The 24953-nt window shown below is 68.4% G+C and carries 21 protein-coding genes and 1 pseudogene; 13 read left to right on the top strand and 9 right to left on the bottom strand.

The genetic code is table 11. The features are described from left to right. The first annotated feature begins 21 nt into the window (after positions 1-21). The 5 genes and pseudogenes from WKW79_RS17065 to WKW79_RS37040 form a co-directional block, all read left to right on the top strand. Positions 22-1191, top strand: coding sequence for a dihydrodipicolinate synthase family protein (locus WKW79_RS17065; protein WP_340336360.1), 1170 nt, complete (start codon positions 22-24; stop codon positions 1189-1191). A 7-nt stretch (positions 1192-1198) separates the two neighbouring features. Beyond that, entirely contained in the window at positions 1199-1690 is a 492-nt protein-coding gene (locus tag WKW79_RS17060; RefSeq protein WP_340336359.1) for a heme-degrading domain-containing protein, read from the top strand. Positions 1691-2527: 837 nt separating this feature from the next. Further along, positions 2528-3781, top strand: a complete 1254-nt coding sequence (locus tag WKW79_RS17055) for a lactonase family protein (RefSeq protein WP_340336358.1) — start codon at positions 2528-2530, stop codon at positions 3779-3781. 81 nt (positions 3782-3862) lie between these two features. Next, positions 3863-5449, top strand: a complete 1587-nt coding sequence (nadB, locus tag WKW79_RS17050) for an L-aspartate oxidase (RefSeq protein ID WP_340336357.1) — start codon at positions 3863-3865, stop codon at positions 5447-5449. An 89-nt stretch (positions 5450-5538) separates the two neighbouring features. Then, positions 5539-5670: pseudogene (locus WKW79_RS37040) on the top strand (DUF1090 family protein); the annotation flags it as partial. Between the two features lie 245 nt (positions 5671-5915). Here WKW79_RS37040 and WKW79_RS17045 read toward each other — a convergent pair. Continuing rightward, on the bottom strand, positions 5916-6767 hold the full coding sequence (locus tag WKW79_RS17045; protein WP_340336356.1) for a class I SAM-dependent methyltransferase: 852 nt from the start codon (positions 6765-6767) through the stop codon (positions 5916-5918). Between the two features lie 161 nt (positions 6768-6928). Here WKW79_RS17045 and WKW79_RS17040 point away from each other — a divergent pair, with 161 nt between their 5' ends. Then, positions 6929-8935, top strand: a complete 2007-nt coding sequence (locus WKW79_RS17040) for a transcriptional regulator (protein WP_340336355.1) — start codon at positions 6929-6931, stop codon at positions 8933-8935. A 57-nt stretch (positions 8936-8992) separates the two neighbouring features. Here the strand turns inward: WKW79_RS17040 and WKW79_RS17035 are convergent, their stop codons facing one another. Next, positions 8993-9334: an MFS transporter gene (locus WKW79_RS17035; RefSeq protein ID WP_340336354.1), complete on the bottom strand. Its 342-nt coding sequence runs from the start codon at positions 9332-9334 to the stop codon at positions 8993-8995. 89 nt (positions 9335-9423) lie between these two features. On the opposite strand from WKW79_RS17035, the gene WKW79_RS17030 reads away from it, so the two are divergent. Then, entirely contained in the window at positions 9424-10371 is a 948-nt protein-coding gene (locus tag WKW79_RS17030; RefSeq protein WP_340336353.1) for a GlxA family transcriptional regulator, read from the top strand. A 123-nt stretch (positions 10372-10494) separates the two neighbouring features. On the opposite strand, the gene nadA is transcribed toward WKW79_RS17030, so the two are convergent. Together nadA and nadC are read right to left on the bottom strand one after the other, a co-directional pair. After that, positions 10495-11616 carry a quinolinate synthase NadA gene (gene nadA, locus WKW79_RS17025; protein ID WP_340336352.1) on the bottom strand — a complete coding sequence of 374 codons (1122 nt, stop codon included), beginning with the start codon at positions 11614-11616 and terminating at the stop codon, positions 10495-10497. Positions 11617-11619: 3 nt separating this feature from the next. Then, positions 11620-12495: a carboxylating nicotinate-nucleotide diphosphorylase gene (nadC, locus tag WKW79_RS17020; protein WP_340336351.1), complete on the bottom strand. Its 876-nt coding sequence runs from the start codon at positions 12493-12495 to the stop codon at positions 11620-11622. 203 nt (positions 12496-12698) lie between these two features. On the opposite strand from nadC, the gene WKW79_RS17015 reads away from it, so the two are divergent. Beyond that, positions 12699-14123, top strand: a complete 1425-nt coding sequence (locus WKW79_RS17015; RefSeq protein WP_340336350.1) for an MFS transporter — start codon at positions 12699-12701, stop codon at positions 14121-14123. Between the two features lie 78 nt (positions 14124-14201). Further along, on the top strand, positions 14202-14561 hold the full coding sequence (locus WKW79_RS17010) for an SPW repeat protein (RefSeq protein ID WP_340336426.1): 360 nt from the start codon (positions 14202-14204) through the stop codon (positions 14559-14561). Between the two features lie 34 nt (positions 14562-14595). On the opposite strand, the gene WKW79_RS17005 is transcribed toward WKW79_RS17010, so the two are convergent. After that, positions 14596-17496, bottom strand: coding sequence for a TIR domain-containing protein (locus WKW79_RS17005; protein WP_340336349.1), 2901 nt, complete (start codon positions 17494-17496; stop codon positions 14596-14598). Between the two features lie 106 nt (positions 17497-17602). Here WKW79_RS17005 and WKW79_RS17000 point away from each other — a divergent pair, with 106 nt between their 5' ends. Together WKW79_RS17000 and WKW79_RS16995 are read left to right on the top strand one after the other, a co-directional pair. Then, positions 17603-17785: a DUF3606 domain-containing protein gene (locus tag WKW79_RS17000; protein ID WP_340336348.1), complete on the top strand. Its 183-nt coding sequence runs from the start codon at positions 17603-17605 to the stop codon at positions 17783-17785. Beyond that, positions 17782-18270, top strand: a complete 489-nt coding sequence (locus tag WKW79_RS16995) for an NUDIX hydrolase (RefSeq protein ID WP_340336347.1) — start codon at positions 17782-17784, stop codon at positions 18268-18270. The genes WKW79_RS17000 and WKW79_RS16995 overlap by 4 nt, the downstream gene beginning before the upstream one ends. A gap of 20 nt (positions 18271-18290) precedes the next feature. Here WKW79_RS16995 and WKW79_RS16990 read toward each other — a convergent pair whose 3' ends face one another. The 3 genes from WKW79_RS16990 to WKW79_RS16980 are packed head-to-tail and all read right to left on the bottom strand — an operon-like array spanning position 18291 to position 21581. Next, positions 18291-19622, bottom strand: coding sequence for an MFS transporter (locus WKW79_RS16990; RefSeq protein ID WP_340336346.1), 1332 nt, complete (start codon positions 19620-19622; stop codon positions 18291-18293). 18 nt (positions 19623-19640) lie between these two features. Beyond that, positions 19641-20759, bottom strand: coding sequence for a M14 family metallopeptidase (locus WKW79_RS16985; RefSeq protein WP_340336345.1), 1119 nt, complete (start codon positions 20757-20759; stop codon positions 19641-19643). A gap of 24 nt (positions 20760-20783) precedes the next feature. Further along, positions 20784-21581, bottom strand: coding sequence for a gamma-glutamyl-gamma-aminobutyrate hydrolase family protein (locus tag WKW79_RS16980; protein ID WP_340336344.1), 798 nt, complete (start codon positions 21579-21581; stop codon positions 20784-20786). 103 nt (positions 21582-21684) lie between these two features. Between WKW79_RS16980 and WKW79_RS16975 the strand changes: the two genes are divergently transcribed. Both WKW79_RS16975 and WKW79_RS16970 read left to right on the top strand, forming a co-directional pair. After that, positions 21685-22677, top strand: coding sequence for a LysR family transcriptional regulator (locus WKW79_RS16975; protein ID WP_340336343.1), 993 nt, complete (start codon positions 21685-21687; stop codon positions 22675-22677). Positions 22678-22746: 69 nt separating this feature from the next. Further along, on the top strand, positions 22747-23910 hold the full coding sequence (locus WKW79_RS16970) for a cytidine/deoxycytidylate deaminase family protein (RefSeq protein WP_340336342.1): 1164 nt from the start codon (positions 22747-22749) through the stop codon (positions 23908-23910). Between the two features lie 137 nt (positions 23911-24047). On the opposite strand, the gene WKW79_RS16965 is transcribed toward WKW79_RS16970, so the two are convergent. Next, a complete protein-coding gene (locus WKW79_RS16965) occupies positions 24048-24947 on the bottom strand; it encodes a LysR family transcriptional regulator (RefSeq protein WP_340336341.1) in 900 nt (299 codons plus the stop codon). Positions 24948-24953 lie beyond the last annotated feature (6 nt).

Raw genomic sequence — 24953 nt, 5'->3', positions numbered from 1 at the left:
TTCCACATCCAGAGACCCATCATGCAGATCACCCTCCCCCAAGCCGATGGCACGCTGATGCCCTACTCGCTCAAGGCCCGGCCGATCGTGCCGACCGGCAAGCCAGCGCCCTTCAACCGCACCGTGTTCGCTGCGGCGCATGTGGTCGTGAACCCACTGGCGACCGTCGACCCGTGGGACGCATCGCCCGCGATCGATTGGGAGCGCACGCTGGCCTTCCGCGAGCACCTCTGGTCGCTCGGCTTCAAGATCGCGGAGGCCATGGACACCGCCCAGCGCGGCATGGGCGTGGACTGGCCCGTCGCCCGCGAACTGATCCAGCGCAGCCTGCGCCATGCGAAGACCATTCCCGGCGCCGACCTCGCCTGCGGTGTCGGCACCGATCAACTGTTGCCAGGGCCTGACGTGACGCTGGCGCAGGTCGAAGCGGCCTACCGCGAGCAACTCGAAGTCGTCGAGGCCGAAGGCGGCCGCGCCATCCTGATGGCCAGCCGGGCCCTCGTGCGCTGCGCCCGCAGCGCCGATGACTACCTCGCCCTCTACGGCCGCCTGCTCAAGGACGCGTCCAAACCGGTCGTGCTGCACTGGCTCGGCGAGATGTTCGACCCCGCCCTGCGCGGCTACTGGGGCTCGACCGACCTGCCGACCGCGCTCGACACGGTCGCCCAACTCGTGCGCGACAACGCCTCGCATGTGGAAGGCATCAAGGTCTCCCTGCTCGATGCCAAATGGGAACTCGACCTGCGCCGGCGCCTGCCAGCCGGCGTGAAGATGTACACCGGCGACGACTTCAACTACGCCGAGTTGATGGCCGGCGATGAGCAAGGCCATTCGCACGGACTGCTGGGCATCTTCGACCCGATCGCACCGGTGGCCGCTGTCGCGCTCGGCGAGCTGGCCGCCGGCCGCACCGAGCGCTTCCGCGAACTGCTCGACCCCACCGTGACGCTGTCGCGCGAGATCTTCCGTGCGCCGACGCGCCACTACAAGGCCGGCGTCGTCTTCCTCGCCTGGCTGAACGGCCACCAGGACCACTTCTCGATGGCCGGCGGCCTGCAATCGGCACGCGGCGCGGCGCACTTCGCCAAGCTCTTCGAACTGGCCGATGGCTGCGGCGTGCTGACCGATCCGGAGTTGGCCGTGCTGCGCATGGAGCGCTACCTGTCGGTGGCCTGCGGCATCCAGAAATGAGGCCCGCATGAACATCGAACAGGACCTGGAGCGCATGGCGCTGCAGGAGCAACGCCTGTGCCTTTCGCATTTCGACCACGCGATGGCATGGGACCTCGGCACTCGGATCAAGACACGCAGCGAAGCGATGGGCATGGCGCTGACCATCGAGGTTCGGGTGGCACGGGAGACGGTCTTCCTGTTCGCGATGCCAGGCACCACGCCCGCCAACGCCGACTGGGCCCGGCGCAAGCGCAACACGGTCGAGTTGCTGCACCAAAGCTCCTACGCGGTCGGCAAGTCGCTTGAACGCGAAGGCAGGACCCTTGAACAAAAGATGGGGCTGGCGGTGCGCGACTACGCCGTTCACGGCGGCGCATTTCCGATCCGGGTGGCCGGAACCGGCTGCGTGGGCGTCGTCACCGTGTCCGGCGCGCCGGATCGGGAAGACCATGCGATGGTGGTCACGGTGTTGGCGGAGTTGTGCTCGGTGCCGCCTGCGGACTTGGCGTTCGACTGAAGAGAAAGCCCACAACCGAAGCGCCTGCGGCGCTCCAGGCGGCCGCCAGAGGCGGCTGCTCTTGCGGGCCGTCCGAGCCTGCGCAGGCAGGCTCGGAGCCGCGGCCCTCAGCCCTCAAGGGGGCGCACCCAGCGGCCCGGCAAAGCCGGCTCCGCGGGTGCCCACGAACAGGCACTGCCCGCGCCGGTTTCGATCCCGCCGGACCCGCCAGTCCTTGCCTTCTTATTTGGTACTGCATCGGTTGTTTTTCGAGACCAGCCTTCGCTTTCCGGAGAAGTGAGCAACAACAAATTTTTCAGTGCGCTGCGGGTTGTGGTCGTTAGACTTGTTCACATTCATTGACTTTTGCACTTGCAGGAGCCCGATGCCATGGACGAGCTTTTCATGCGGCGCGCCCACGCCGCCATCGGTGAGCGTTCGGTGTCCCCGTGCCCGAGCCCCCTCAGCTACGCCCTCGTAGCCGGCGCGACGCTGGCGCTGGCCGCGTGCGGCGGTGGAGGGGGCGGCTACTATTTCCCGGTGCTCCCGCCATCGTCCGCGGCGCCTGCCCCGGCCCCGGCCCCTGCCCCCGCGCCGGCGCCGTCTGCTGAACCGCCAGCGCCGGCACCCGCACCGTCGGCAGAACCGCCAGCACCGCCAGCGCCCCTACCGCCTGCCCCGCCGGCACCTGTGCCGCCGCCCCCTCCTGCACCCGTACCGCCGGCGCCTCCAGCACCTGTCCCGCCGCCACCTCCAGCGCCCGTGCCACCAGCCCCGGCGCCGGTACCGCCACCACCTCCAGCACCGGTGCCAGCCCCTCCGGCGCCCGTCCCCCCACCGCCGCCTCCAAGCTTCCCCGTGAGCGGCAACGTCACCGGCCTGCTCGGCACCGGGCTGGTGCTCCAGGCCAACGCCGCGGATGACCTGGTCGTCGCGGCCGACGGCAGTTTCAGTTTCGCGACGCCGCTGGCCGATGGCGCCAGCTACTCCATCACCGTCAAGTCGCAGCCCAAAATCCTGACCAAGGTCTGCACCGTCACCAACGGCAGCGGCACGATCTCCACGGCCGCGGTGACGAACGTGGAAGTGACCTGTGCCGCACCGCCGGCCCGCTTTGCCTATGTCGCGAATTCCGGCGACAACACCGTGTCGGTCTTCACCCTCGATCCCACCTTGGGCGCGCTCAGCCCGTTGGCCGTGCCGACGATCGCGGCAGGGCTCTTCCCCAGCGCCGTCGCGGTAGACCCCGGGGGCCGATTCGCCTACGTGGCGAACCGTGACGCCAACACCCTGTCGGCCTACACCATCAACATCGCCACGGGCGCCCTCGGCCCAATGGCCGTGCCGGCGGTAGCGACAGGGGGGGCGCCCTATGCCATCGTCGTGGATCCCACGGGCCGCTTTGCCTACGTCGCGAATGCCGGCAGCAACAACGTGTCAGCCTTCAACATCGACGCCTCCGGCGCCCTCAGCCCGATGGCCGTCGCAACGGTGGCGACAGGGATCAGTCCCCAAGCCATCACCGTCGATCCCCTGGGACGGTTTGCCTACGTCGCGAACTACATGTCCTCGACCGTGTCCGTCTACGCCATCGATGCCAACACAGGCGCGCTCAGCCCGATCGCCACACCGCCGGTGGCAACAGGGGTCAATCCCATCCACGTGGCCGTGCACCCCTCGGGCCGCTTCGCCTACGTCGCGAACTCCTCCGACAACACCGTGTCCGCCTACGTCATCGACGCTACGACCGGCGCTCTCACCCCGATGGCCGTGCCGACGGTACCGACGGGGGACCGCCCCTACACCGTCGCCGTGGAGTCGACGGGTCGTTTCGCGTACGTGGCGGATGCCAACGGTGGCGTCGTATCGGCCTACACCATCGATGCCAGTTCTGGCGCGCTCTCCCCAATGACCCCGCCGACGGTGCCGACAGGCGGTTCGCCCTACTCGCTCGCCGTGGACCCCACCGGCCGGTTCGCCTATGCGCCGAACATCGATGCCGGGACCGTGTCGGCCTTCACCATCGATCCCGCATCGGGCGCCCTCACCCCAATGGCCGGGTCACCCGTGACCGCAGGCGGCAATCCATTGGGCATCGCCTTGTCGAGGTAAATGCACGACGGCGTCACTCTGAAGTCCGGTATCGTTCGCCCCTTTTGACGGCATCTGGCCCGTCCTTCCAAGGGTTGAGTTTTGGCGCTTCACGACTTCGACGTTCTTATCGTTGGCAGCGGACTCTCCGGCCTCAGCGCCGCGGTCCACCTGGCCCGCACGCATCGCGTGGCCGTCATCACCAAGCGCGCGCTCAGCGATGGCGCGAGCCAATGGGCCCAGGGTGGCATCGCCGCCGTGCTAGCCGAAGGCGACAGCATCGAATCGCATGTGCAGGACACGCTGGTCGCCGGTGCGGGCCTGTGCGACCTCGCGGCCACGCGCTTCGTCGTGGAACACGCGCCCGAGGCCATCGCCTGGCTGCAGACACTGGGCGTCCCGTTCACCGAGGAAAACGGCCTGCTGCACCTCACGCGCGAGGGCGGCCACAGCGAGCGGCGCATCGTGCATGTGACCGACGCCACCGGCGCGGCGGTGCAGCGCTGCCTCATCGACGTGGTGCGGCGCACGCCCAACATCACGCTGTTCGAGGGCCACATGCTGGTCGACCTGATCACGGGCGCCAAGCTCGGGCTCGCCGACGACGCATGCCTGGGCGTGCATGTGCTGGACGTGGCGGCCGGCGAAGTCCTGACCTTTCGTGCGCAGCACACCATCCTGGCCACGGGCGGCGCAGGCAAGGTCTACCTCTACACGAGCAACCCGGACACGGCCACCGGCGACGGCATCGCCGCCGCGTGGCGCGCGGGCTGCCGCGTGTCGAACATGGAATTCATCCAGTTCCATCCCACCTGCCTGCACCACCCTTACGCCAAGTCCTTTCTCATCAGCGAGGCGGTGCGCGGCGAAGGCGGCCAGCTCAAGCTGCCCGCGTCGGCGGGCGGCACGCGCTTCATGCCCGAGCATGACGAGCGGGCCGAGCTCGCGCCGCGCGACGTGGTCGCGCGCGCCATCGATTTCGAGATGAAGAAGCACGGCCTGGACTGCGTGCACCTCGACATCTCGCACCAGAGCCCGGACTTCCTGGAGACGCATTTCCCCAACATCCTGGCGCGCTGCGCGACGCTCGGCATCGACATCACGCGAGAGCCGATTCCCGTGGTGCCCGCAGCCCACTACACCTGCGGCGGCGTGGTGGTGGACCTGGACGGACACACCGACCTGCCCGGCCTCTTCGCGATCGGCGAGACCGCCTGCACCGGCCTGCACGGCGCCAATCGCCTCGCCAGCAACTCGCTGGTCGAATGCATGGTGTTCGCGCGCGCGGCGGCGCAGGCCATCGCCGCCGAGGCGCCACGCGCCCTGCCCGACCTGCCGCCCTGGGACCACAGCCGCGTCACCGATGCCGACGAGGTCGTCGTCATCTCGCACAACTGGGACGAGTTGCGCCGCTTCATGTGGGACTACGTGGGCATCGTGCGCACCAACAAGCGGCTGGAGCGGGCGGCGCATCGCATCGCCCTGCTGTCGCGGGAGATCGACGAGTTCTACGGCAACTTCCGCATCACGCCGGACCTGCTCGAACTGCGCAACCTCGTGCAGGTGGCGGACCTCATCGTGCGCTGTGCGCAATCGCGGCATGAGAGCCGCGGGCTGCACTTCAGCCGCGACTATCCGGGGCTTACGGATACCGCCAAGCCGACCGTGCTGGTGCCTGGCGAGCGCTGACCCTGCTTTTGCCTCCCTCACGGCGGCAAGACGTCTTCCCAATTCCACCGAAAGGAAGTCCATGCGTGTCCTGATCCCGCCAGGAGAAGAAGGTCGCCGAGCGACAGCGTGATCTCGACAAGGCGAAGGCCCAGGGCAAGGCGGACAAGATCGCCGACCGCGAGGCCAAGCTGGCCAAGGAACAAGCCGAGCTTGTGGAACTGCACAACGGAGCGCGATGAGTGAATTCGCGGACGTTCGCTACCACGTGGCGGGCCACGGCCGGTTTTATCCGTAGCATCGCATCCCGCAATTTGCCTGTTCGTGGGCACCCGCGGAACCGGCTTCGCCGGGCCGCTGGGTGCGCCCCCTCGAAGGGGCTGAGGGCCGCGGCTCCAAGCCTGCCTGCGCAGGCTTGGACGGCCCGCAAGAGCAGCCGCCTCTGGCGGCCGCCCCGGCGCCGCAGGCGCTTGGGGGTGGGCTTCATTCACGCGCGCGTGACCACGACCTCGAGGTACTCGCTGGGGATCACCAGCGTCTGGCTGCCCTTGCGGGAGAACTGCTTCATCAGCGCCACGAGGTCTTCCGCCAATGCATCCTGCCCCGGCGCATCCAGCGCACCGAAAGCCTTGAGCATCGGCCCGTAATAGCTGCGGAACACTTCCAGCATGTGCTCTGGCGAGCGGTAGCGGAAGTTGAACTCGCGCGATTGCGTTTCCACCTGCGCTGCCGCCGCTCCGAACCAGTCGACGACGTGGCTGCGGCTTCCCCACAGCGCGGGCGAACTCACGCCGGCCGGTGGCGGCACATGCTTGCCGATGGTCTTGAAGACCTGCCCGATGAAGCCGGTCGGCGTCCAGTTGGCCATGCCGATCCGGCCGCCGCTGCGGCACACGCGCAGCAACTCCGAGGCCACGCGCGGCGGGTTGGGCGCGAACATGCAGCCGAAGGTCGAAAGCACGGCATCGAAGCTCGCGTCGTCGAAAGGCAGCGCCTCGGCGTCGGCCTCGCGGAAGTCGATGCCGTGCAGCCGTTCGGCCGCGGCACGCTCCCGTCCGCGCTCCAGCAGGGCCGGGACGTAGTCGGTCGAGGTCACCTCGCACCAGCGGCGCGCGGCGGCCAGCGTGGCGTTGCCGTTGCCTGCGGCCACGTCGAGTACACGCGCGCCGGCCTGCAGGTCGACGGCCTCGCACAGGGTCTCGCCGACGATTTGCAAGGTGGTGCCGACCACGGCATAGTCGCCCGAAGCCCAGGTGGCCTTCTGGCGGATCTTGATCGCGGCGAAGTCGGGTGCGGCGGCGGGCTCCGGGGTGGCAACGGCGGCGGACGATGTGCTCATGACGTGGCTCCAGGGTTCAGGGTTGAAGTGTGCGGCCCGGTCGGGCCAGCTTGACGGCCGTTGCGCTGGCGTGGTCCGGCCGTCGCGATCGACTTTGAAACGCGGGCGTGGAAGCCGGCGTGGTAACCGGCGTGGAAATTCAGTTGGAGCGACCAACGCAGATGCAAACGGACCGCGATCCCGTGCTGACGCTGCAACTGCTCGGCCCCCTGGCGGTGCATCGCGCCGGCGCGCCGCTCGCCCTTCCTGCCTCGCGCAAGGTGCGCGCGCTGCTGGCCTGGCTGGCGCTGGCGAGTCGCGACACGTCGCGCAGCCACCTGTGCGAACTGCTGTGGGATGTGCCCGGCGATCCGCGCGGGGAACTGAGGTGGTGCCTGAGCAAGCTGCGCGCCGTGCTGGACGAGCCCGGCCGGACGCGCGTGGTGACGAACGGCGACGGCGTGTCACTCGACCTTGCAGACTGCGGCGTCGATGCGCTGCAGGTGAGCGAAGCCCTGCAGCAGGGTGTCGCGGCGCTCCCGGCCGACCGGCTGCAGGCGCTGTCGGCCCTGTTCGGCACGCGCGATTTCCTGGAGGGTCTGGACCTGCCGCATTCGCCGGTTTTCACCGGCTGGCTGGTCGCCCGGCGGCGGCACTTCCGCGCGGCCCATGCGGCAGTGCTGGAGCATTGGGTGCGGGCACTGCCGCTGGCCAGCGACACCGCGACGGCGGCACTGGAACGCTGGCTCGCGATCTCGCCGTTCGACCGCCATGCCCACGAGCAACTGTTGGAGGCACTCGCTTGTCGCGGGCGCCTGCGCGAGGGCGACGAGCACCTGGCCGAAACCGCGCGCCAGTACGAAGCCGAGGGGCTGGACTGGGTACCGATCGGGCGCGCCTGGCAGGCTGCGAAGGCACGCCATGCCGTCAAATCCCCAGCGCCTTCCGTCGCCGCTGCGACCCACCCGGACGCAGCACTCCAGGAAGCCCCGTCAGTGGCCCGCCGCGCATCACTCGCCATCACGCCCTTCGTGGACCAGGCGCCGGGCGCCACGCTGCGCGGCGGCCTTGGCGACGGCATGACGCACGACATCATCACGCGGCTCTCCAAGCTGCGCAGCATGTTCGTGATCGCCGAGGGCACGATGTTCGCGTTGGCCGATCGGCGCGTGAACACCGAAGACGCCGGCCGACGGCTGGACGCGGACTACGTCGCCAGCGGCTGGCTGCGGCGCGGGCCCGGCTCGCGCCTCGCGGTGAGCGTGCAGCTCACGGCCACGCGCAGCGCGCAAGTCGTCTGGGCACAGGAGTTCGAAAGCAGGCTCGACGACACCTTCGCGGTGCTCGACGAGATCGGCAACCGCATCGTCACCGCCATTGCCAGCCAGATCGAGATGGCGGAGCGCAATCGGGCCATCCTCAAGAACCCCAGCTCGCTCGATGCCTGGGAAGCGCACCATCGCGGCCTCTGGCACATGGTGCGATTCAATCGCGAGGACAACGAACAGGCACGGCACTTCTTCCAGTCCGCAGTGCGACTGGACCCGACCTTCGCGCGGCCGCACGCCGGCCTGTCCTTCACGCATTTCCAGGACGCCTTCCTGGATTGGCGCGAGCGTGGCCCTGCCATCGAGCAGGCGTACCGCGCGGCGGCCGAAGGCGTCATGGCCGACGAGCTCGATCCCGCTTCGCACTGGGCACTCGGGCGCGCGATGTGGCTGAAGGACCGGCAAGGCGAGGCGCTCGGCGAGTTGCAGACCGCGATCGAGCTGAGCCCGAATTTCGCGCTGGGCCACTACACGCTGGCCTTCGTGCACGCGCAGTCCGGCGATCCGCACGCCGCCATCGGCGAGTCGGACCACGCGCGCGCGCTGAGTCCGTTGGACCCCTTGCTCTTCGCCATGCTGGCCTCGCGCGCGCTGGCACTGGTGCGCCTGGGCCGCCACGAGGAGGCGGCCGACTGGGCCGTCAAGGCCGTGGCGCGCCCGAACGCGCATGTGCACATCCGTGCGATCGCGATGTTCTGCCTGGCACTGGCAGGCCGCATGCCGGAGGCCAGGGCGCTCGCGGCGGCGATCCACGGCACACATGCGGCCTACGGCATCGAGGATTTCCTGCGAGCGTTCAAGCTCGACGCGCAGGCAGAGCTGTTGGTGCGCGAGGCGGCACGCCTTGTGGCAGCGCACTGAAAGGAGACGATCCCATCGAGGCAGACTTCGGCTTGACATCGCCCCTGCCGCAATCGCTCAGGCGCCAACAGCCGAAGAAACGTTGATCCGCCGCCCGGAGATCTCACGGCCAGCCATGTGCGACGTCCAGATGGCAAGCATGAAGACGCCGACGCTCAAGAGGCTCAACCAGTGCGCGCCGACGAGGTGAACCCCGATCGCGCCGAGAATGCCGGCCGTCGTGACGCCCAGGTACGTCGCCGCGGTGTTCAGGCCGAGCAGGACCGGCGCAATGGTTGGCGCGATGTTCACGAGCCGATATTGCTGCGGCCCCTGGATGCCCCAGCCCGTCGCGCCCCACACCGCGATGGCCAACACGGCGGGCCACAGCGAAGCGCTCGACCAGGGCAGGAACGCCATGTCCACCGCTTGAACGACATCTTCACGATAAAGTGCAATGGCGTTAAGGTCGTGTTTCCGTCTTTTCAAGCCATCGGCGAGGTGCTCCCATGATTCGTGTCGGCGTGGTGATCTATCCGGGTTTCCAGCTTCTCACCCTGGCCGTCATATCGGTGTTCGAGTACGCCAACATGTCGCTGGACAAGCCGCTCTACGAGCACACCTTGCTGTCCGAACATGGGGGACCTGTCGCGTCGTCCTGCGGCGTCGAGGTCGGCTCGGTCCCCTTCGGAAACGCGCGCTACGACACGGTGCTGGTGGTCGGCGACACGGTCGTGACCGTGGGCACGCCAGGGCTTCTCGGCTTCCTGCGCAAGTCCGCACGGCGCTCGCGGCGCCTGGGTGCGGCATGCACGGGCGCGTTCAACCTCGCGCAAGCCGGGCTGCTGGACGGCAAGCGAGCCACGACCCACTGGGCCCACGCGCTCAAGATGCGGCGCGACCATCCGGAAGTCCGGCTGGAAGAGGACAGCATCTTCGTGCAGGACGGCAGCGTCTGGACGTCGGCCGGGGCGACCGCGTGCATCGATCTTGGATTGGCGCTCGTCGAAGAAGATTGCGGCGCCGACATCGCCAAGTTCGTGGCAAAACGGATGGTGGTGTATCACCGGCGCACCGGGGGCCAGTCCCAGCATTCCGCACTGCTGGAATTGCTCCCCCGGACCGATCGCATCCAGAAGGCATTGACCTATGCGAAGAGCCACCTGACCAACGAACTGTCGGTCGAGGAGCTTGCGGAAGCCGTGCATCTCAGCCCGCGTCAGTTCGGCCGCGTGTTCCGGGAGGAAACCGGACAGACGCCTGCCAAGGCCATCGAGCGACTGCGAACCGAAGCAGCGCGGCTGATGATCGAATCACAGCTCCTGCCCATCGAAACGGTTGCCAGGGACACCGGCTTCGGCGACCCCGACCGGATGCGCCGGGCGTTCCTGCGGGCGTACGGCCAGCCGCCTCAGGTCATCCGCCGGGCCAATCGCTCCGAGGCACGGCACGACTAGCAGCAAGTCCTGGATGGGGGCGCCATGACTGGACAGTCGACAACCCGCGCTTGCAATGGGCGTTCGCCCCCGCATTCGACGAGCGGGGCGACATCGGTCGGGTCGAGGTCTCGGAAAGGGCGCTCAGGCCGCGCCGATTCCAGCCACAAGGGCCCCAGCCGGCAACCCCTTCTTGAGACCCGCGGTGAACGCCAGCATGCGGTCGATCGGCACCCGCGCACGCAGGCCCAGCGCCGGATCCACCTGGACTTCGCCGGCGCCGGTTTCGAGCGCATGCGCCACGCCGGCCAGACCGTTCATCGCCATCCAGGGGCAATGCGCGCAGCTCTTGCAGGTGGCGCCGTTGCCGGAAGTGGGTGCCTCGATGAAGGTCTTGCCCGGATTGAGCGTGCGCAGCTTGTGCAGCATGCCGGTGTCGGTCGCGACGATGAATTCCTTCGCATCCATCTGCCGCGCCGCATTCAGGATCGCGGAGGTCGAGCCGACCGCGTCCGCCAGCGCGATCACGTCGGCCGGCGATTCCGGATGCACGAGCACGCGGGCTGCGGGATGGTCCTTGATCAGCAGTTCAAGTTCGAGCGCCTTGAACTCGTCGTGCACGATGCACGCGCCCTGCCAGCTCACCATGTCGGCGCCCGTTTCGCGACGGATGTAGTCGCCCAGGTGGCGGTCGGGCGCCCAGAGGATCTTCTGGCCGTCCGCGTGCAATGCGCGCACCACATCCAGCGCGCAACTGGAAGTGACCAGCCAGTCGGCCCGCGCCTTGACTGCCGCGCTGGTGTTGGCATAGACGACCACGGTGCGATCGGGGTGCGCATCGCAGAACGCGCTGAACGCATCCGCGGGACAGCCGAGATCGAGCGAGCAGTTCGCGTCGAGGTCAGGCATCAGCACGCGCTTGTCGGGCGACAGGATCTTCGACGTCTCGCCCATGAAGCGCACGCCGGAGACCACCAGCGTGCGAGCCGCATGGTCGCGGCCGAAGCGCGCCATCTCCAGCGAGTCGCTGACCAGGCCGCCGTTCTCTTCCGCCAGGTCCTGCAGGTCCGGATGCACGTAGTAGTGCGACACCATCACCGCATCGCGTTCGCGCAACAGGCGGCGGATGCGCGCTTTCAGTTCCTCGCGCTCGCCAGGCGTCGGCTCGGCCGGCACGCGCGCCCATGCGTGGCGCGTGCCGCAGGCGCTGCCCTCATCCAGCGCCACGGGTTGTTCATAGTCGACGTCGATCACTTCCGCATCCATCGGTCAGTCCTCCTTGAAACGCATCGAGTAGTCGATGGCCTTCACGTCCTTCGTGAGCGCCCCGACCGAGATGCGGTCGACGCCCGTTTCCGCCAGTGCGCGGATGCTGTCCAGCGTCACGCCGCCGGAGATCTCGAGCACGGCACGCGCGTCGCCAACTGCCTCGTTGCGACGCACGGCTTCGCGCAGGGTCGGCAGGTCCATGTTGTCGAGCAGCACCATGCGGGCACCGTGGGCCAGCGCCTCGTCGAGTTGCGCCAGCGTCTCGACTTCGATCTCGACAAAGCTGGCGCGTTCCGCGACCTGCGCTGCGGCGCGCAGTGCGTGCGCGACGCCGCCGGCCGCAGCGATGTGGTTCTCCTTGATCAGGATCGCGTCGTAGAGGCCGATGCGGTGGTTCGTGCCGCCGCCGGTGCGCACGGCGTACTTCTGCGCCAGGCGCAGGCCGGGCAAGGTCTTGCGCGTGTCGACGATGCGGGCGCGCGTGCCCCGCACCGCGTCGACGTATCGCGCCGTGCACGTCGCCACGGCGCTGAGCAGTTGCAGGAAGTTGAGCGCGGTGCGCTCCGCGGTCAGCAGGCTGCGCGCATGACCCGAGATCGTCAGCACGGTCTCGCCAGCCGCGACATGCTGGCCCTCCACGTGGTGCCAGGTCACTTGCGCCTGCGGGTCGAGTTGCCGCAACACCGCTTCCACCCACGGCGCGCCGCACAGCACCGTGGCTTCGCGTGTCAGCACCTGCGCCGTGGCACGCTTTTCGGCATTCACGAGGCTGGCGGTCAGGTCGCCATCGCCGGCGTCCTCGTTCAAGGCGCGGCGTGCATCGGCCATCGCGAGTTCGGTCACGCTTGCGATGGAGAAATCAAACAGATCGGTCATGGGTGAGTGTCGCGCGGATGCGGCAACATGGCTTGGAGGGTCGACATTCTGACGCCTCGCAAAGTGCCGGCGACGTAGCTTTCTCATCGGCCCTTTCACCACCCATCCCACCGAGCGCGCTCCTTCGTGCCGACGAAGTCATTGCGTGAGCAATCGGCGCCTTTTCGTACACGCGCAAAGGGCACGCAGGCGCAACATAAGCCGTGCTCCAAACCGACATCCCCGCCCGCCTCGACCGCCTCCCCTGGTCGCGCTGGCATTGGCGCGTCGTGATCGCGCTGGGCGTGGCCTGGGTGCTGGACGGATTGGAAGTCACGCTGGTCGGCTCGGTCGGCAGCGTGCTGGAACGCCCCGACACGCTGGGCCTCTCGGCCGCGCAGATCGGCGGGGCGGGCTCGCTGTACATCGGCGGCGCGGTGGTCGGCGCGCTGCTGTTCGGCCGGCTGGCGGACAGGCTCGGGCGCAAGCGGCTGTTCCTGGCCACGCTGGCGGTCTACACGCTGGCGACGCTGGCCACGGCCTTTTCACCGAACTTCGCCTTCTTCGCGCTGTGCCGCTTCGTCACCGGCCTGGGCATCGGCGGCGAGTACGCGGCCATCAACTCGGCCATCGATGAACTGATCCCGGCGCGCGTGCGGGGCCGCGTGAACCTGGCGATCAATGGCAGCTTCTGGATCGGCGCGGCGCTGGGTGCGGGCGCGAGCCTGGTGCTGCTGGACCCGCACGTGCTGGGCCCGGTGTGGGGCTGGCGCGCAGGCTTCGCGCTGGGCGCGCTGCTGGCCATCGCGATCCTGCTGGTGCGTCGCGACGTGCCGGAAAGCCCGCGCTGGCTGGTGTCGCATGGCCGTGCCGACGAGGCCGAGGCGATCATTGCGCGCATCGAGGCGGAGGTGTCGGCGCAGCATGGTCCGCTGCCGCCCGTCACCACGCGCCTGAGCTTCGTGCAGCAGGCCGCGCCGACGATCCGGCAGGTGGCCGATGTGCTCCTGCATCGCTACCGCCGCCGCAGCGTGGTGGCGCTGTCTCTGATGATTTCGCAGGCCTTCTTCTACAACGCGATCTTCTTCACCTATGCGCTGGTGCTGACGCGTTTCCACGGCGTGCCGGAGGGGCGCGTGGCGCTCTACATCTTTCCGTTCGCGCTGGGCAATGTGCTGGGGCCCTTGCTGCTGGGGCCGCTGTTCGACCGGGTCGGTCGGCGGCGGATGATCGGGGCGACCTATGTGCTTTCCGGCGTGGGGCTGGCGCTGACCGGTGCGGCCTTCATGGCCGGGTGGCTCGATGCACTGAGCCAGGCGCTGTGCTGGTCAGCGGTGTTCTTCCTGGCGTCGGCGGCGGCGAGTTCAGCGTATCTCACGGTGAGCGAGGTGTTTCCGCTGGAGATGCGGGCGCTGGCGATTTCGGTGTTCTATGCGGTGGGCACGGGCGCTGGGGGATTCGCGGCGCCGTGGCTGTTCGGTGTGCTGATCGAGACGGGCAGCCGGGGCGCGGTGACGGTGGGCTATGCAATCGGCGCGGTGCTGGTGATCGTGGCGGGGCTGATCGCCTGGCGGCATGCGGTGGATGCGGAGCGGAGGCCGCTCGAAGATATTGCGCCGCCGATGGGGTCGGCGCCCGACACCCGCTGAACTCGCGAGTTTTCCAACGGTCCAACGCCTGTCGCCGCGAACATCGCTTTCATGCGGCGGCAGGAGGTCAACATCATGATGAAGCACGTGAAGCACTGGCAGGATCCGCTGAACGCGGCGCTCGGCGTCTGGCTGATCCTGTCGCCCTGGTTGGTGGGATTCCAGGACCTGGACACGCCGACGATGAACGCCGTGGCCGTCGGGATCCTGCTGGTCGCGGCTGCATTGGGCGCCACCTTCGTGCCCCGTGCATGGGAAGAATGGACCGAAGGTGCGTTGGGCCTGTGGATGGTCATTTCTCCGTGGGCGCTGGGCTTCGAAGCCATGCGCGATCCGATGATGAACGCCGTGGTCACGGGGATTGCCGTGATGGCGCTCGCCATCTGGGTGCTGGCGACCGACAAGGACTATGTGCACTGGCGCAAGCCGGCGCATTGATCGATGAGATTCGATTGAGACAGGGCGCCCGGCGTCAACGCTGGCAGGCTGCGGCCGGGAGCGCCGGGCAGGTCGCACGGTAGGGCTCGTCGCGCAGCCAGGAGCGCCATTCGCCGCAGTCCAGGTTGCGGCCGAGGCGCGTGCAGGCCTGGGCCACGACGTCATCGGCACGCCATGACACGACGCGCAGGCGGCGCCCCTCGGAGAAGGCCAGGCGCCGCCCGTCGGGGAGGAAAACCAGCGGCCCATCGTCTCCGGGCCGGGGGAAGCGCGCGACCTCCTCGCCGTCGGCCAGGCGCCAGAGCACGACGCGGTTCTTGGCACGCGAGACCGGGTCGGTCAGGCCGGCTGCCAGGTATTGCCCGTCCGGCGACAGCGCGAGGTGCGGCACCCATCCCTCGTGCCCGATGCCGCGCAGCTTGCGGCCCGCCAGGTCGACGATGTCCACGAACCCACCCGCCGTGGGGGCGACGAGCAGGCGCTCCGGCGTGAGCACGATGTGGTTGGCCTTCTGCGCCGGCAGGATCGACTCGCCCGTGCCAAGCGTGTCCCACACGCGCAATGAGGACTCGCGATTCGACGTGGCGTCGAAGGCCAGCTGCTTGCCATCGGCGCTGAAGAAGGGCTTGGCCTCGGTGAACGGGTCGAGCGGCAGTTCGCGGGTGACGCATGGCTGGTCGTCACCGCTGTTCGCAGGGACGGTGCACCGCTCGAGTCGCAGGTAGCCGCGCACGGATTTGCCGGTGGTGGCGACGAGCAACTGCCCATCCGGCGTGAACGCGCTCCCCACGATCGCCGAATACGGGAAGTCGCTCACGCGGCGGCTGACCGCTGCTTCCCCACCTGTCACCGGCAACACCTCCAACTGGCGCCCTTGCGGCACCGCGAGCAGTCGGCTGTCGGGACTGAAGGCCAGCCGGGCGACCCGCTGCGCAGGATGCGCCAACTCCCGTGCCTGTCCATCCGACACCCGAACCGCGATCACCTGCGCCTGCGGCTCCACGCCCGCGGCGGCGATCCATTGCCCGTCGGGACTCGCCGCGAGTGCCCAGATCGGCCCCGGAATCTCGGCCAGCAAGTCCGCCTGTTGCGCCAGCGGCCACAGGTACATGCCACCCATGCCGGCCGCCAGGATGCTTTGCTCGTCCGGCGCGAAGATGGCCTGGGTCATGTAGCCGGCGTGCGCGGCCCGCCAGACCTCTTGCCGATCGGCGATGCGCCAGATGCGCACGGTGGCGTCGTAGCTCGCGGTCAGCAGGCGATCGCCCTCGCGGCTGAAGTGCAGGCTGTTCACCGGCCGGTCGTGCGCGAGGTCGGCGAGCACGCTGCCGGTGCGGGCGTCGTGCAGGCGCGCGGCATTGCCGCAGGCCGTGGCCAACACCTTGCCATTCGGGGAGAACGCGGCATCGGCGTACGGGCCGTCGCAAGTCAGCTCGAACAGGCGCTGGCCGCTGTTCGTGTCGAAGAGTTCCAGCGCCTGGTAGCCCATCGCGACCAGCAAGTTGCTGTCAGGGCTGAAGCGCGGTTTGGCTTCGCGCGCGAGTTCCAATTGCTTCAGTGGCTCTCCTCCGTTCGCATTGAACAGTGCAAGCGCGCCACCGCGGTGCCGCGCCAGCAACTTGGCGGACGTGTCGAAAGTGATGTGTGCCTGCGGCTCCGGCGCCGCGTCGCGCAACACGGCGCCCGTCGTGACGTCCACCCTTTGCGGTCCTGCAGCGAGCCATCGCCCGTCCGGGCTGAATTCGAGGCGCCGCACACGCTCCGTCGGCAGCGACTGCAGCACCGGCAGGTAGGCGGGTGGCGGCTGCGTCTCGCCACCCCCGTCAAGGCGCAGCGCGCGCCAGCGCTTGCCGGCATCGAAGAACAGCACGCAGCATCCATCGGGCGTGGGCAGCGGCTTGCTGTCGTAGTGCTTGGCGGCGTCCCACAGGCGACGCCCCTCGGGCACGCTGAAGGCGCCCAGGCGATCCCCCTGGTCCGTCAGCGCGACACGGCCATCGCGGCTGTAGGCGACTGCCGCATTGGATGAGCCTTCCGCCAGGCGCACCGGACGTGGCGGCAGCAGCCTTTGCGCGGCCTGCAGTGCCTGTTGGGTCTCCAGCGTGTCCAGCCTCCGCGCGGACTCGATCGCGAGCAGGCTCGCGAGTTCGATCGCCGCGGGTTGCTCGACCCGGATGCGCGCGGACTGGGCCGCCAGTTGGCGAGCGAGCGCGATCTGCTGTCGGGTGTCGGCGAGATCGCGCTGGCGTTCGGCCTCCAGCCGCTGCGCATTCGAGTACCAGACGCCCGCGCTGAGCAAGGCGATCAATGCCGCCGCCGCAACGCCCCAGGCCTGGTTGCGGCGCCTGCGCCGTTGCTCGTCGCGGCGGCGCAGGACATCGAGTTCGACACCCAGCAGGCCGGCGAGCAGCTTGAGCAGCGCGCCGTGGCGGCCATCGGCAGCCGGGCGCGCATCGGCCGCCAGCGGCTCCGCGGGTTCATCGGTCAGTTCCCCATCGGCGCCCACCCTGAAGCGGATGGCCTCCGGAAAACATTCGCGCGCCGCGCCGCCCTCGACATCGCTGGCATGCGGCTCGCCATCGACGATGAGGCAATGGACGTGCTCCTCGCCATGCGTCGCCTTGAAGCTGCGGATCTCCTGCGCGACCCAGCGCGAGGTGGCTGCACGCGGCGAGCAGATGACCACCAGCGCCTGGGATTCGGCCAACGCCTCCCGGATGCGCGCCGGCAGGTCGGCTGAACTGGCGAGTTCCTCCCGGTCGCGGAACACCGGGAACAGGCGCTCCGGTAGCGCGCCGTGCCTGCCCGTGCCGCCGGCCAGTTGACGCGGCAGGCGATAGCCTTCCAGCGCGCGATGCAGCCACGCCGCCCAGCGCTCGTCCGCGTGGCTGTAGCTGAGGAAGGCCCGGTAGCGGGCCGAGGGGTGTTCCGGCACAGCATGGCACCTTGTTCAAGGGTGGCACGCTACCACCGAACGCGTGCTTGCAAGTGCGCGAATGCAGTCCTATAAGACTCGGAACGTATCGACCCAAGGAGATGCCATGTCAGACGATCTGAGCCATTTCAAGCCGCTCGACCCCGGCCGCGTCAACGGCCACGACCCGATCGAGATGCAGTACTGGTGCCAGCAGCTTCACTGCACCGAAGCGCAGTTGAAAGCCGCATTGACCCAGGTCGGCGACCACGTCACCGCGGTGCGCCAGCAGTTGGCCGAGCACAAGTGAAGGAGGGGTGGCCCGGGAAGCCAAGGTCTTGCGGCATCGTCATCCTGAACACCGCGCAACAGGTCCTGGTCTGCCGTGCGACCGGCAGGGGCCGATGGGACCTGCCCAAGGGGATGCCTGAACCCGGTGAGACGCCGCGCGCGACGGCGGTCAGGGAAGCGTGGGAAGAAACCTCCCTGGACTTCGAACCGCACGCCATCGAGGACCTGGGTCTCTTCGACTACCTCCCGCAAAAGAGGCTGCATCTTTTCGGATTGAAGGTGGCCGCGGAGGCGATCGACCTGGACGCCTGCCGCTGCCATTCCACCTTCCCCGACCACATCACCGGCCGGCCGGTGCCGGAAGTCGATGGCTACGCCTGGAAGCCTGTCGCCCGCCTGGAGGAATGGTGCGGCAAGAACCTCACCCGCGTCCTCCAGCGCATCGATTGGGCCCATCTCGAGGGGATGCCAAGCGTGATGGCGGTGGCTGTGCGAGGTTCTTGAACCGGCAAGCTTTTGGCGCCCTACTTCGTCACGTCCACGTCGCGCGACTCGGGCAGCATCCACATCGCGACCACGCTGACAGCGCACATCGCGACCACGTACCAGGCGGGCGCCATCGGGTTGTGCGTCACGGCAATGAGCCAGGTCACGACGAACTGCGTGGTGCCGCCGAACACCGAGGTGCCGATCGCGTAGACCAGCGACAGGCCCGTGCTCCGCACCGCGATAGGCAGCAGTTCCGGCACGGCTACCAGTCCTGCCGCGCCGAACATCGCCGTGAGTGCGGCCAGGATGGCGGAGACCGTCAGCAGCGTCGTGGCACTCGGTGCACCCGACATCCACATGAACAGCGGAACGATGGCCACCATCAGCACGATGCGCGGGAACTGGTTGGTGACCTTGCGGCCGAAGCGGTCGCACAGGATGCCGCCGGCCAGGCCGAAGACGAAGGTCATGAGGCCGCCCATCAGCACGCTGCCTTGTGCCAGCGCCGGCGGCAGCTTCAGCACCTGGACCGCGTAGGTCACCATGTAGTTGCCGACCTGCGATGCCACCGCCGTGGCGGCGGTGAGCAGAACGCCCAGCACCAGGATGCGGCGATGCTTCCGAAACACGGCGCCGACGATCTGCGAGCTGGTGCGTTCGCTGGTGCCTTCGTGGGTCTCGGGAAGGCTGCGGCGGATGTAGATCGCGATCGGGATCAGCACCAGGCTGAACAGGAAGGGCACGCGCCAGCCCCAGGACGCCAACTGTTCCTGCGTGAGCATCAGCGACAGCACCACGCCGAAGATGCCGCCTGCTGCAACAGCAAGCCCCTGGCTCGCGATCTGCCAGCTCGAATAGAACCCGCGCTTGCCGGCCGGCGCCGCTTCCAGCAGCAGCGCAGTCGCCGGGCCCACTTCGCCGCCGAGCGCCAGGCCCTGCAACAGGCGGCAGAACACGACGATGATCGGCGCCGCGATGCCGATGCTGGCATAGCTGGGCGTCGCGGCGAGGCCCAGTGTGCCGATCGTGATCAGCGCCACCGTGAGGATCATGGCCGGCTTGCGCCCCGCCCGGTCGGCAAAGGAGCCGATCAGGATGCCGCCGAGCGGCCGCGTGAAAAAGCCGACGCCGAAGGTGGCCACGGCCACCAGCAGGCTGCCGAATTCCCCGCTCACCGGGAAGAAGGTGCGGCCGATGTACACCGCGAAGTAGGCGTAGATGACGAAGTCGTAGAACTCGAGGGCGTTGCCCGCGACGGCGGCGGCTACGGCCTTGCGGCTGATGGTGGTGTTGGGTGCGGCATGCGCATTGCGGGCAGCCGCGGTGCCGAGGGGCATGCGCGCGGAGTTGAGGGTGGTCGTGTTCATGGATGTCTCCGTTATTCGTTATGCGGGGATCGCCTGGGGCGCGTCCTGCTGCAAGCCTTCGAGCGCACGCAGGCAGGCCTGCGAGCCCTGCCGCCACACCGCGAGCTTCCAGTCGGCGGCATCGGGGTAGAAGGCGTCCTTGAGTTCCTGCTTGATCGCGGCCGACTGGGCCGCATCGCCGTGCCCGTGCCGATGCAACCAATGCTCCGCGCGCAGTGCGGGGGTGACCCGCTCGCTCGGGTACGTGCCGTATTCCAGGCAGATGCCCACGTGCTGCGCGTCGGCGCACTCTTCGGTGATGGCCGTCTGGATGGGGCCGGTCAATGGAATGCTGGTCGAGGTGCCGGTGGTGACCGAGGTCAGTTCGCCCCACCAATCCCTGGCGCGTGCGAGCACGGCGGGGTCGTTGTCGAAGCTCGCGAAGATGCGCTCGCCGACGCCGTAGGGGCCGAGGCCGGTGTGGATGTCGATCGAGGCCAGCTGGCGCACTTGCGGCGCATGGCGCCGCAGGATCGCGCGGAAGGTGTCGTTGCTCCAGGTCGGCGCATGGCCGCCGAAGAACATGCCATCGGCAAAGACGTGTTGGCCGAGCCCGATGGCGCGTTGCAGGCCGCGTGCGCCGTGGCGCTCGCGGTACGCGGCCAACCCGGCTTCGACGTCTTCCTGCGGCGGCCATTCCCTGGGCAGCAGCAATTCGTGGATCTCCGCGTAGCCCGCGTTCACCGGCAGCGGCTTCGAGAAGTCGACGAAGTTGCGGTTGAGGTCCACGTTCTCCTGCGTGACGCGGCGCAGGTGCGAAAAGCCGAAGGGGTTGATCGCATGCACATGCAGCACGGCGGTGTCGCGCAGTGCGGCTGGCCGCTCGGCGGCATCCAGCAACAGCATGCCCGTCTGCACCGCCGAGCCGCAGAAGCCCTCGACGCCATGCACGCCGCTGATGACCAGCAGCATCCGCGATGCGTCGGCGGGGCCGTCCAGCACCACGTCGGTGGCCAGCGTTTCGCCGTGGGCACCGGTCATCGGCAGCACGTGCGACTCCACGGGCAGGCCACGCCGCGATGCAGCATCGAGGAATTTCCGGCGCGCTTCCGCGTAGCTCTGGCTGAAGAGCGCGTTGATCCAGTGGGGGTTGTCCATTTGTCTCCTTTGGTTGTGTAGGGGTCAGGCGAAGGCGCGCCGGCGCAGTTGTTGCCGCGCCCGGCAGGCATCGCCGAAGGCCTCGAAGATGGCGCGTGCGAACGGGCTGTCGTCGACGCGCATTTCGGGATGCCACTGCACGGCCAGCGTGAACTGGGAGGCGCCGGCGATGGAGAAGGCCTCCACCAGTCCGTCGGGCGCCGTGGCCTCGATGCGCAAGCCGGCACCCAGGCGCTCGATGCCCTGGTGGTGGAGGGAATTGACCTGCGTGCGCGTCGCGCCGGCCAGTCGTGCCAGCACGCCGCCTTCGACCAGGTGGATGTCGTGGCTGTCGTCATACCAGCGCTCGATCGGGCGATCGTGATCGCCTTCGCGATGGTCCAGCCGGCCCGACTGCTCGTGCACCGCCGGCTCCAGCGTGCCGCCCCAGGCGACGTTGACTTCCTGGAAGCCGCGGCAGACCGCCAGCAGCGGCACGCCGGCCGCCACCAGCGCCGGCAGCAAGGGCAGGATCGCGGCATCGCGATGTATATCGAGCAACATTTCGCGGTGCGGCGAAGGCGAGCCGTAACGCTGCGGCGAGACGTTCGACGGACTGCCGGTGAGCACGATGCCGTCGATCGACGCGGCCAGCGTGTCGGCATCCAGGCCGTCGGCCAGGGCCGGCAGCACCAGCGGCAGGGCTTGCGAAATCTCGCTGGTGGCGCGAACGTAGCCGTGCAGCGCCGCATGCGCCGGATGGCCATGCCGCTCGATCCGATCGGACGAGATGGCGACGATGGGTCGCAGGGTTGCGCGGGGGTTCGGGTGCGGGGTGTTCATGGCGGTTTCCGGGCTGTAGGAGGCAGTCTAGGAATTCGCCACGATTGCGTAAATTGCATAATATTCAGCATCAACTTGCATAACCCGCAAGTGAAAGGCCAGCATGAACATCCGTCAGTTGAAGCACTTCCTGGCCGTCATGGACCTCGGCTCGCTGGCCGCCGCAGCCGAGGTGGTGCACCTGAGCCAGCCTGCCCTGTCGCGCAGCCTGCGTGCGCTGGAGGACGTCCTGCGGGTGCCGCTGTTCGACCGGCAGGACCGTCGCCTGCGCCCGACGCCCTATGCCCTGGCCTACGTCGAGCGCGCACGGCGCATGGTGTTCGACGAGAACGAAGGGGCGCGCTCGCTGGCGCTCATGCGCGACGGCGAACTCGGTTCGCTGGCCTTCGGCATGGGTTCATCGATCGCGAAGTTCCTGCTCGCGCCGTTGATGCTGGAGATGCTCGCCAAGGCGCCGGGCCTGCGCATGAGTGCCATGGTGCAGAGCACCGACGTGCTCCATGCCGCCCTGCTGAAGGAACAACTCGATTTCTTCATCGGCGACGTCCGCATCGCGCGGCACGATCCCGACATGGCGACCGAGGCGCTCTACCCGTGCACCTTCGGCTGGTTCGCGCGGGCGGGGCATCCGCTCGCGGCAAGCCGCAACATCACGATGGCCCGCCTCACCGCGTATCCGCTGATCTCCGCGGGCTATGCCGACGAGACGGTCGAGCGCAGGATTGCCGACCTCTATGGACTGCACATGCCGATCAGCCAGCACTTCGCGCTCAGCACCAGCGATCTCTCCACGGTGCACGCCCTGCTCGCATCGAGCGACGCTGTCACGCCGTCGACGGCCATCGCGGTGCTCGACCCGCTGAAGGCCGGCGTCGTGGTGCCACTCGACGTGACGCCGGCGCTGGACCTGGACCTGACGCTCGGGATCATCCATCGGGCCGGGCGTACGCTGGCGCCTGCGAGTTCCCGCGCGTTCGAGTTCATCCGGGAGAGCTTTGCCAGTGCGGCCGTGGAGATCTCGCGGCTGGATGGACGCCGGGGCGCGTCGGGGGCGGCGCCGGCCCTCAGGAAGCGGGCACTCCGGGCCCGACGTTGAGGCCCGTGGCAGCGGCATATGCCGTCGGATACATCGCCGGCCGCGTTGTGCTGCGGGACACCTCGTGGCATGCTCTGCGCCTTCCGCAGGTTGAAGCGGCGCCCGGCCCCTACGAGGAGGACAAAAATGGACGTGAAAGGTGAGTTCGCGCGGCTCGAGCGCGAGAATCCCGGCAAGTCGATCGCGGCCTACCTCGAGCCTCCCGGCAGCGGCACCGCGTTGCCGGCGAACGCGGTGTTGAACTACTACGTGTCGACGAACGACAGCGTGCCGGCTGCGGCACATCTGCTGGATTCGGTCGTGGACAAGCGGGTTGTCTACACGAACCTGGCGACCGACCACTGGCTGACGACTTACATGTCGTCGCAGCTTGTGCACATGGGGAACCCGGGCGAATGCAAAGATCTGCGCAAGTGGCAGCGTGACTCGGCCGACTGGGTGATTGCGCGCACGGCGCTGGCTCCCGTGACGGCGCTGCGCATCGCCGGCCGCTTTCTCGGCGACGCCCCGGGCCCGATCGGCGGAGGTGGCCTCGGCGCGATGGCGAAAAAGGTCGCCGCCCGGTCCGCGCTCGCCGACGCGGGCGGCGGGCGCGACAAGGCGCTCGAGCGCGCCCTGCGCTACTACACGCTTGCGGCCTACGCCGTGATCTCTCGCGCGCGCTACAAGAGCACCATGCTTGGCAACTACGTCGGCGCGATCCTCGTCAGCGACAGCGGTCGCATCCTCGCGTGGGGTTTCAACAGCTCGGGCTTCCATCATGCCGAGGTCAACCTGATGCTCGCCTACTTCACCGCCAAGCCGGGCGAGCCGAAGCTGCCGGCGAACTCCGTCGTTTTCTCGAGCCTGACGCCGTGCCAGCAGTGCGCGAAGCTGCTTGAGACAGCGCGCGGCGAGTCGAACTCGATCTTCTACGGCCAGTTCGACAGCGGCGACTTCGGCAAGGCCGGCGCAGCGACGAGCGCGAAGATCGACGCCGTCACCAAGCCGGTCTCGGTCGGCCCCAAGGCGTCGCGCACATTCGTTGCCGGCAAGCTCGACACCGAGGTCGCGAAGAAGAACATCGCGGCGAAGATCGGCGAGTCGGAAGTGGCAAAGTCCCTGATTGACAGCACGTTCGACGAGATCGGGCGCCGCTCGTCGAAGGACAGGAAGCTCGATGACGAGGTACAGACGATGAAGGCGGCGGTGCTGAAGCACATCAAGGAAACGGTCGACGCGATCGCGATCTGAAGGCGCTTCACGCGAAGTCCACTGAAGTCGCCCTTGCCGATAGCGGCGTCACGTCGGCGAAGCGTGCCAGATCGGCGGCTCCGTGCCCCTGAGCGGCGCTGCGAGTTTCCCTTACGCGCGCAGCAGTAGCGGTTCACTCACAGCGACCCAGCCACCTCCGCCACCAGATCGCGCAGCCACACATGCGCCGGATCGTGCCGATAGCGCACATGCCAAGCCATCTGCATCGGAAAAGTGCCCAGGTCGACCGGCGCCGGCAGCACCTTCAACCTCGCATCGCCCGCCAGGCGCCGGCAGATCAGCTTCGGCAGCGTTGCACAGTAGTCCGTGGCGGCCACGATCTCAGGGATCGACATGAAGTGGGTGACGGTCACCGCCACGTCCCGCTTGAGCCCTCCCCGCTCCAGCGCCTGGAACAGCCCCGCGCGCAGGCGCCCGCCCGCCGGCAGCAGGTTCACGTGCTTCATCCGCTCGTATTGCGCCTTGGTGATCTTCGTGCCGACCTTCGGATGGTCGGCACGCACCACGCAGGCCAGGCCGTCCTCCGCAATGTGCTGCACGACCAGGTTGTCCGGCGCATCGGTGATGCGGCCGAGCACCATCGCCGTGGTTCCGGAAGTGACCCCCGTCGCGGCGATGTCGGCACCGAAGGGCAAGGTGCGCAGGCGAATGCCCGGCGCCAGCTCGCGCAGCCGCGCTGTCAGGGCCGGCACGAACACGAACTCCACGTAGCTGTTCGGCGCGATCGTGACCAGCTGATCGGCGCGGGACGGGTCGAAGGCCTGCTGGCCAAGGACCACGGTGTCCAGCGCCGCCAGCGCCGATGTCAGCGCCGGTGCCAGCGCTTCTGCCTTGGCCGTGGGCCGCATGCCGTAGCGCTCGCGGATGAACAGGGGGTCCTGCAGCATGGTGCGCAGGCGCGTCAACGCGTTGGACAGCGCCGATTGGGTCATGCCCAGGCGATCCGCCGCACGGGTCACGCTGCGCTCTTCCAGCAGGGCCACGAAGATGGGCAACAGGTTCAGGTCGTATCGCATCCAGAA

It is taken from the genome of Variovorax robiniae, assembly GCF_037889955.1.
In the GTDB taxonomy this organism is placed as follows: domain Bacteria; phylum Pseudomonadota; class Gammaproteobacteria; order Burkholderiales; family Burkholderiaceae_C; genus Variovorax; species Variovorax robiniae.
The sequence above is the reverse complement of the archived record's forward strand: the minus strand, read 5'-3'. Positions and strand labels throughout refer to the sequence as shown.

What these genes read in the sequence shown, in the direction of transcription:
- WKW79_RS17065 (WP_340336360.1), top strand. Translation starts at nt 22, where the DNA reads ATGCAGATCACCCTCCCCCAAGCCGATGGCACGCTGATGCCCTACTCG.
- WKW79_RS17060 (WP_340336359.1), top strand. Translation starts at nt 1,199, where the DNA reads ATGAACATCGAACAGGACCTGGAGCGCATGGCGCTGCAGGAGCAACGC.
- WKW79_RS17045 (WP_340336356.1), bottom strand. Translation starts at nt 6,767, where the DNA reads ATGAGCACATCGTCCGCCGCCGTTGCCACCCCGGAGCCCGCCGCCGCA.
- WKW79_RS17040 (WP_340336355.1), top strand. Translation starts at nt 6,929, where the DNA reads ATGCAAACGGACCGCGATCCCGTGCTGACGCTGCAACTGCTCGGCCCC.
- WKW79_RS17035 (WP_340336354.1), bottom strand. Translation starts at nt 9,334, where the DNA reads ATGGCGTTCCTGCCCTGGTCGAGCGCTTCGCTGTGGCCCGCCGTGTTG.
- WKW79_RS17030 (WP_340336353.1), top strand. Translation starts at nt 9,424, where the DNA reads ATGATTCGTGTCGGCGTGGTGATCTATCCGGGTTTCCAGCTTCTCACC.
- nadA (WP_340336352.1), bottom strand. Translation starts at nt 11,616, where the DNA reads ATGGATGCGGAAGTGATCGACGTCGACTATGAACAACCCGTGGCGCTG.
- nadC (WP_340336351.1), bottom strand. Translation starts at nt 12,495, where the DNA reads ATGACCGATCTGTTTGATTTCTCCATCGCAAGCGTGACCGAACTCGCG.
- WKW79_RS17010 (WP_340336426.1), top strand. Translation starts at nt 14,202, where the DNA reads ATGAAGCACGTGAAGCACTGGCAGGATCCGCTGAACGCGGCGCTCGGC.
- WKW79_RS17000 (WP_340336348.1), top strand. Translation starts at nt 17,603, where the DNA reads ATGTCAGACGATCTGAGCCATTTCAAGCCGCTCGACCCCGGCCGCGTC.
- WKW79_RS16990 (WP_340336346.1), bottom strand. Translation starts at nt 19,622, where the DNA reads ATGAACACGACCACCCTCAACTCCGCGCGCATGCCCCTCGGCACCGCG.
- WKW79_RS16985 (WP_340336345.1), bottom strand. Translation starts at nt 20,759, where the DNA reads ATGGACAACCCCCACTGGATCAACGCGCTCTTCAGCCAGAGCTACGCG.
- WKW79_RS16980 (WP_340336344.1), bottom strand. Translation starts at nt 21,581, where the DNA reads ATGAACACCCCGCACCCGAACCCCCGCGCAACCCTGCGACCCATCGTC.
- WKW79_RS16975 (WP_340336343.1), top strand. Translation starts at nt 21,685, where the DNA reads ATGAACATCCGTCAGTTGAAGCACTTCCTGGCCGTCATGGACCTCGGC.
- WKW79_RS16970 (WP_340336342.1), top strand. Translation starts at nt 22,747, where the DNA reads ATGCTCTGCGCCTTCCGCAGGTTGAAGCGGCGCCCGGCCCCTACGAGG.
- WKW79_RS16965 (WP_340336341.1), bottom strand. Translation starts at nt 24,947, where the DNA reads ATGCGATACGACCTGAACCTGTTGCCCATCTTCGTGGCCCTGCTGGAA.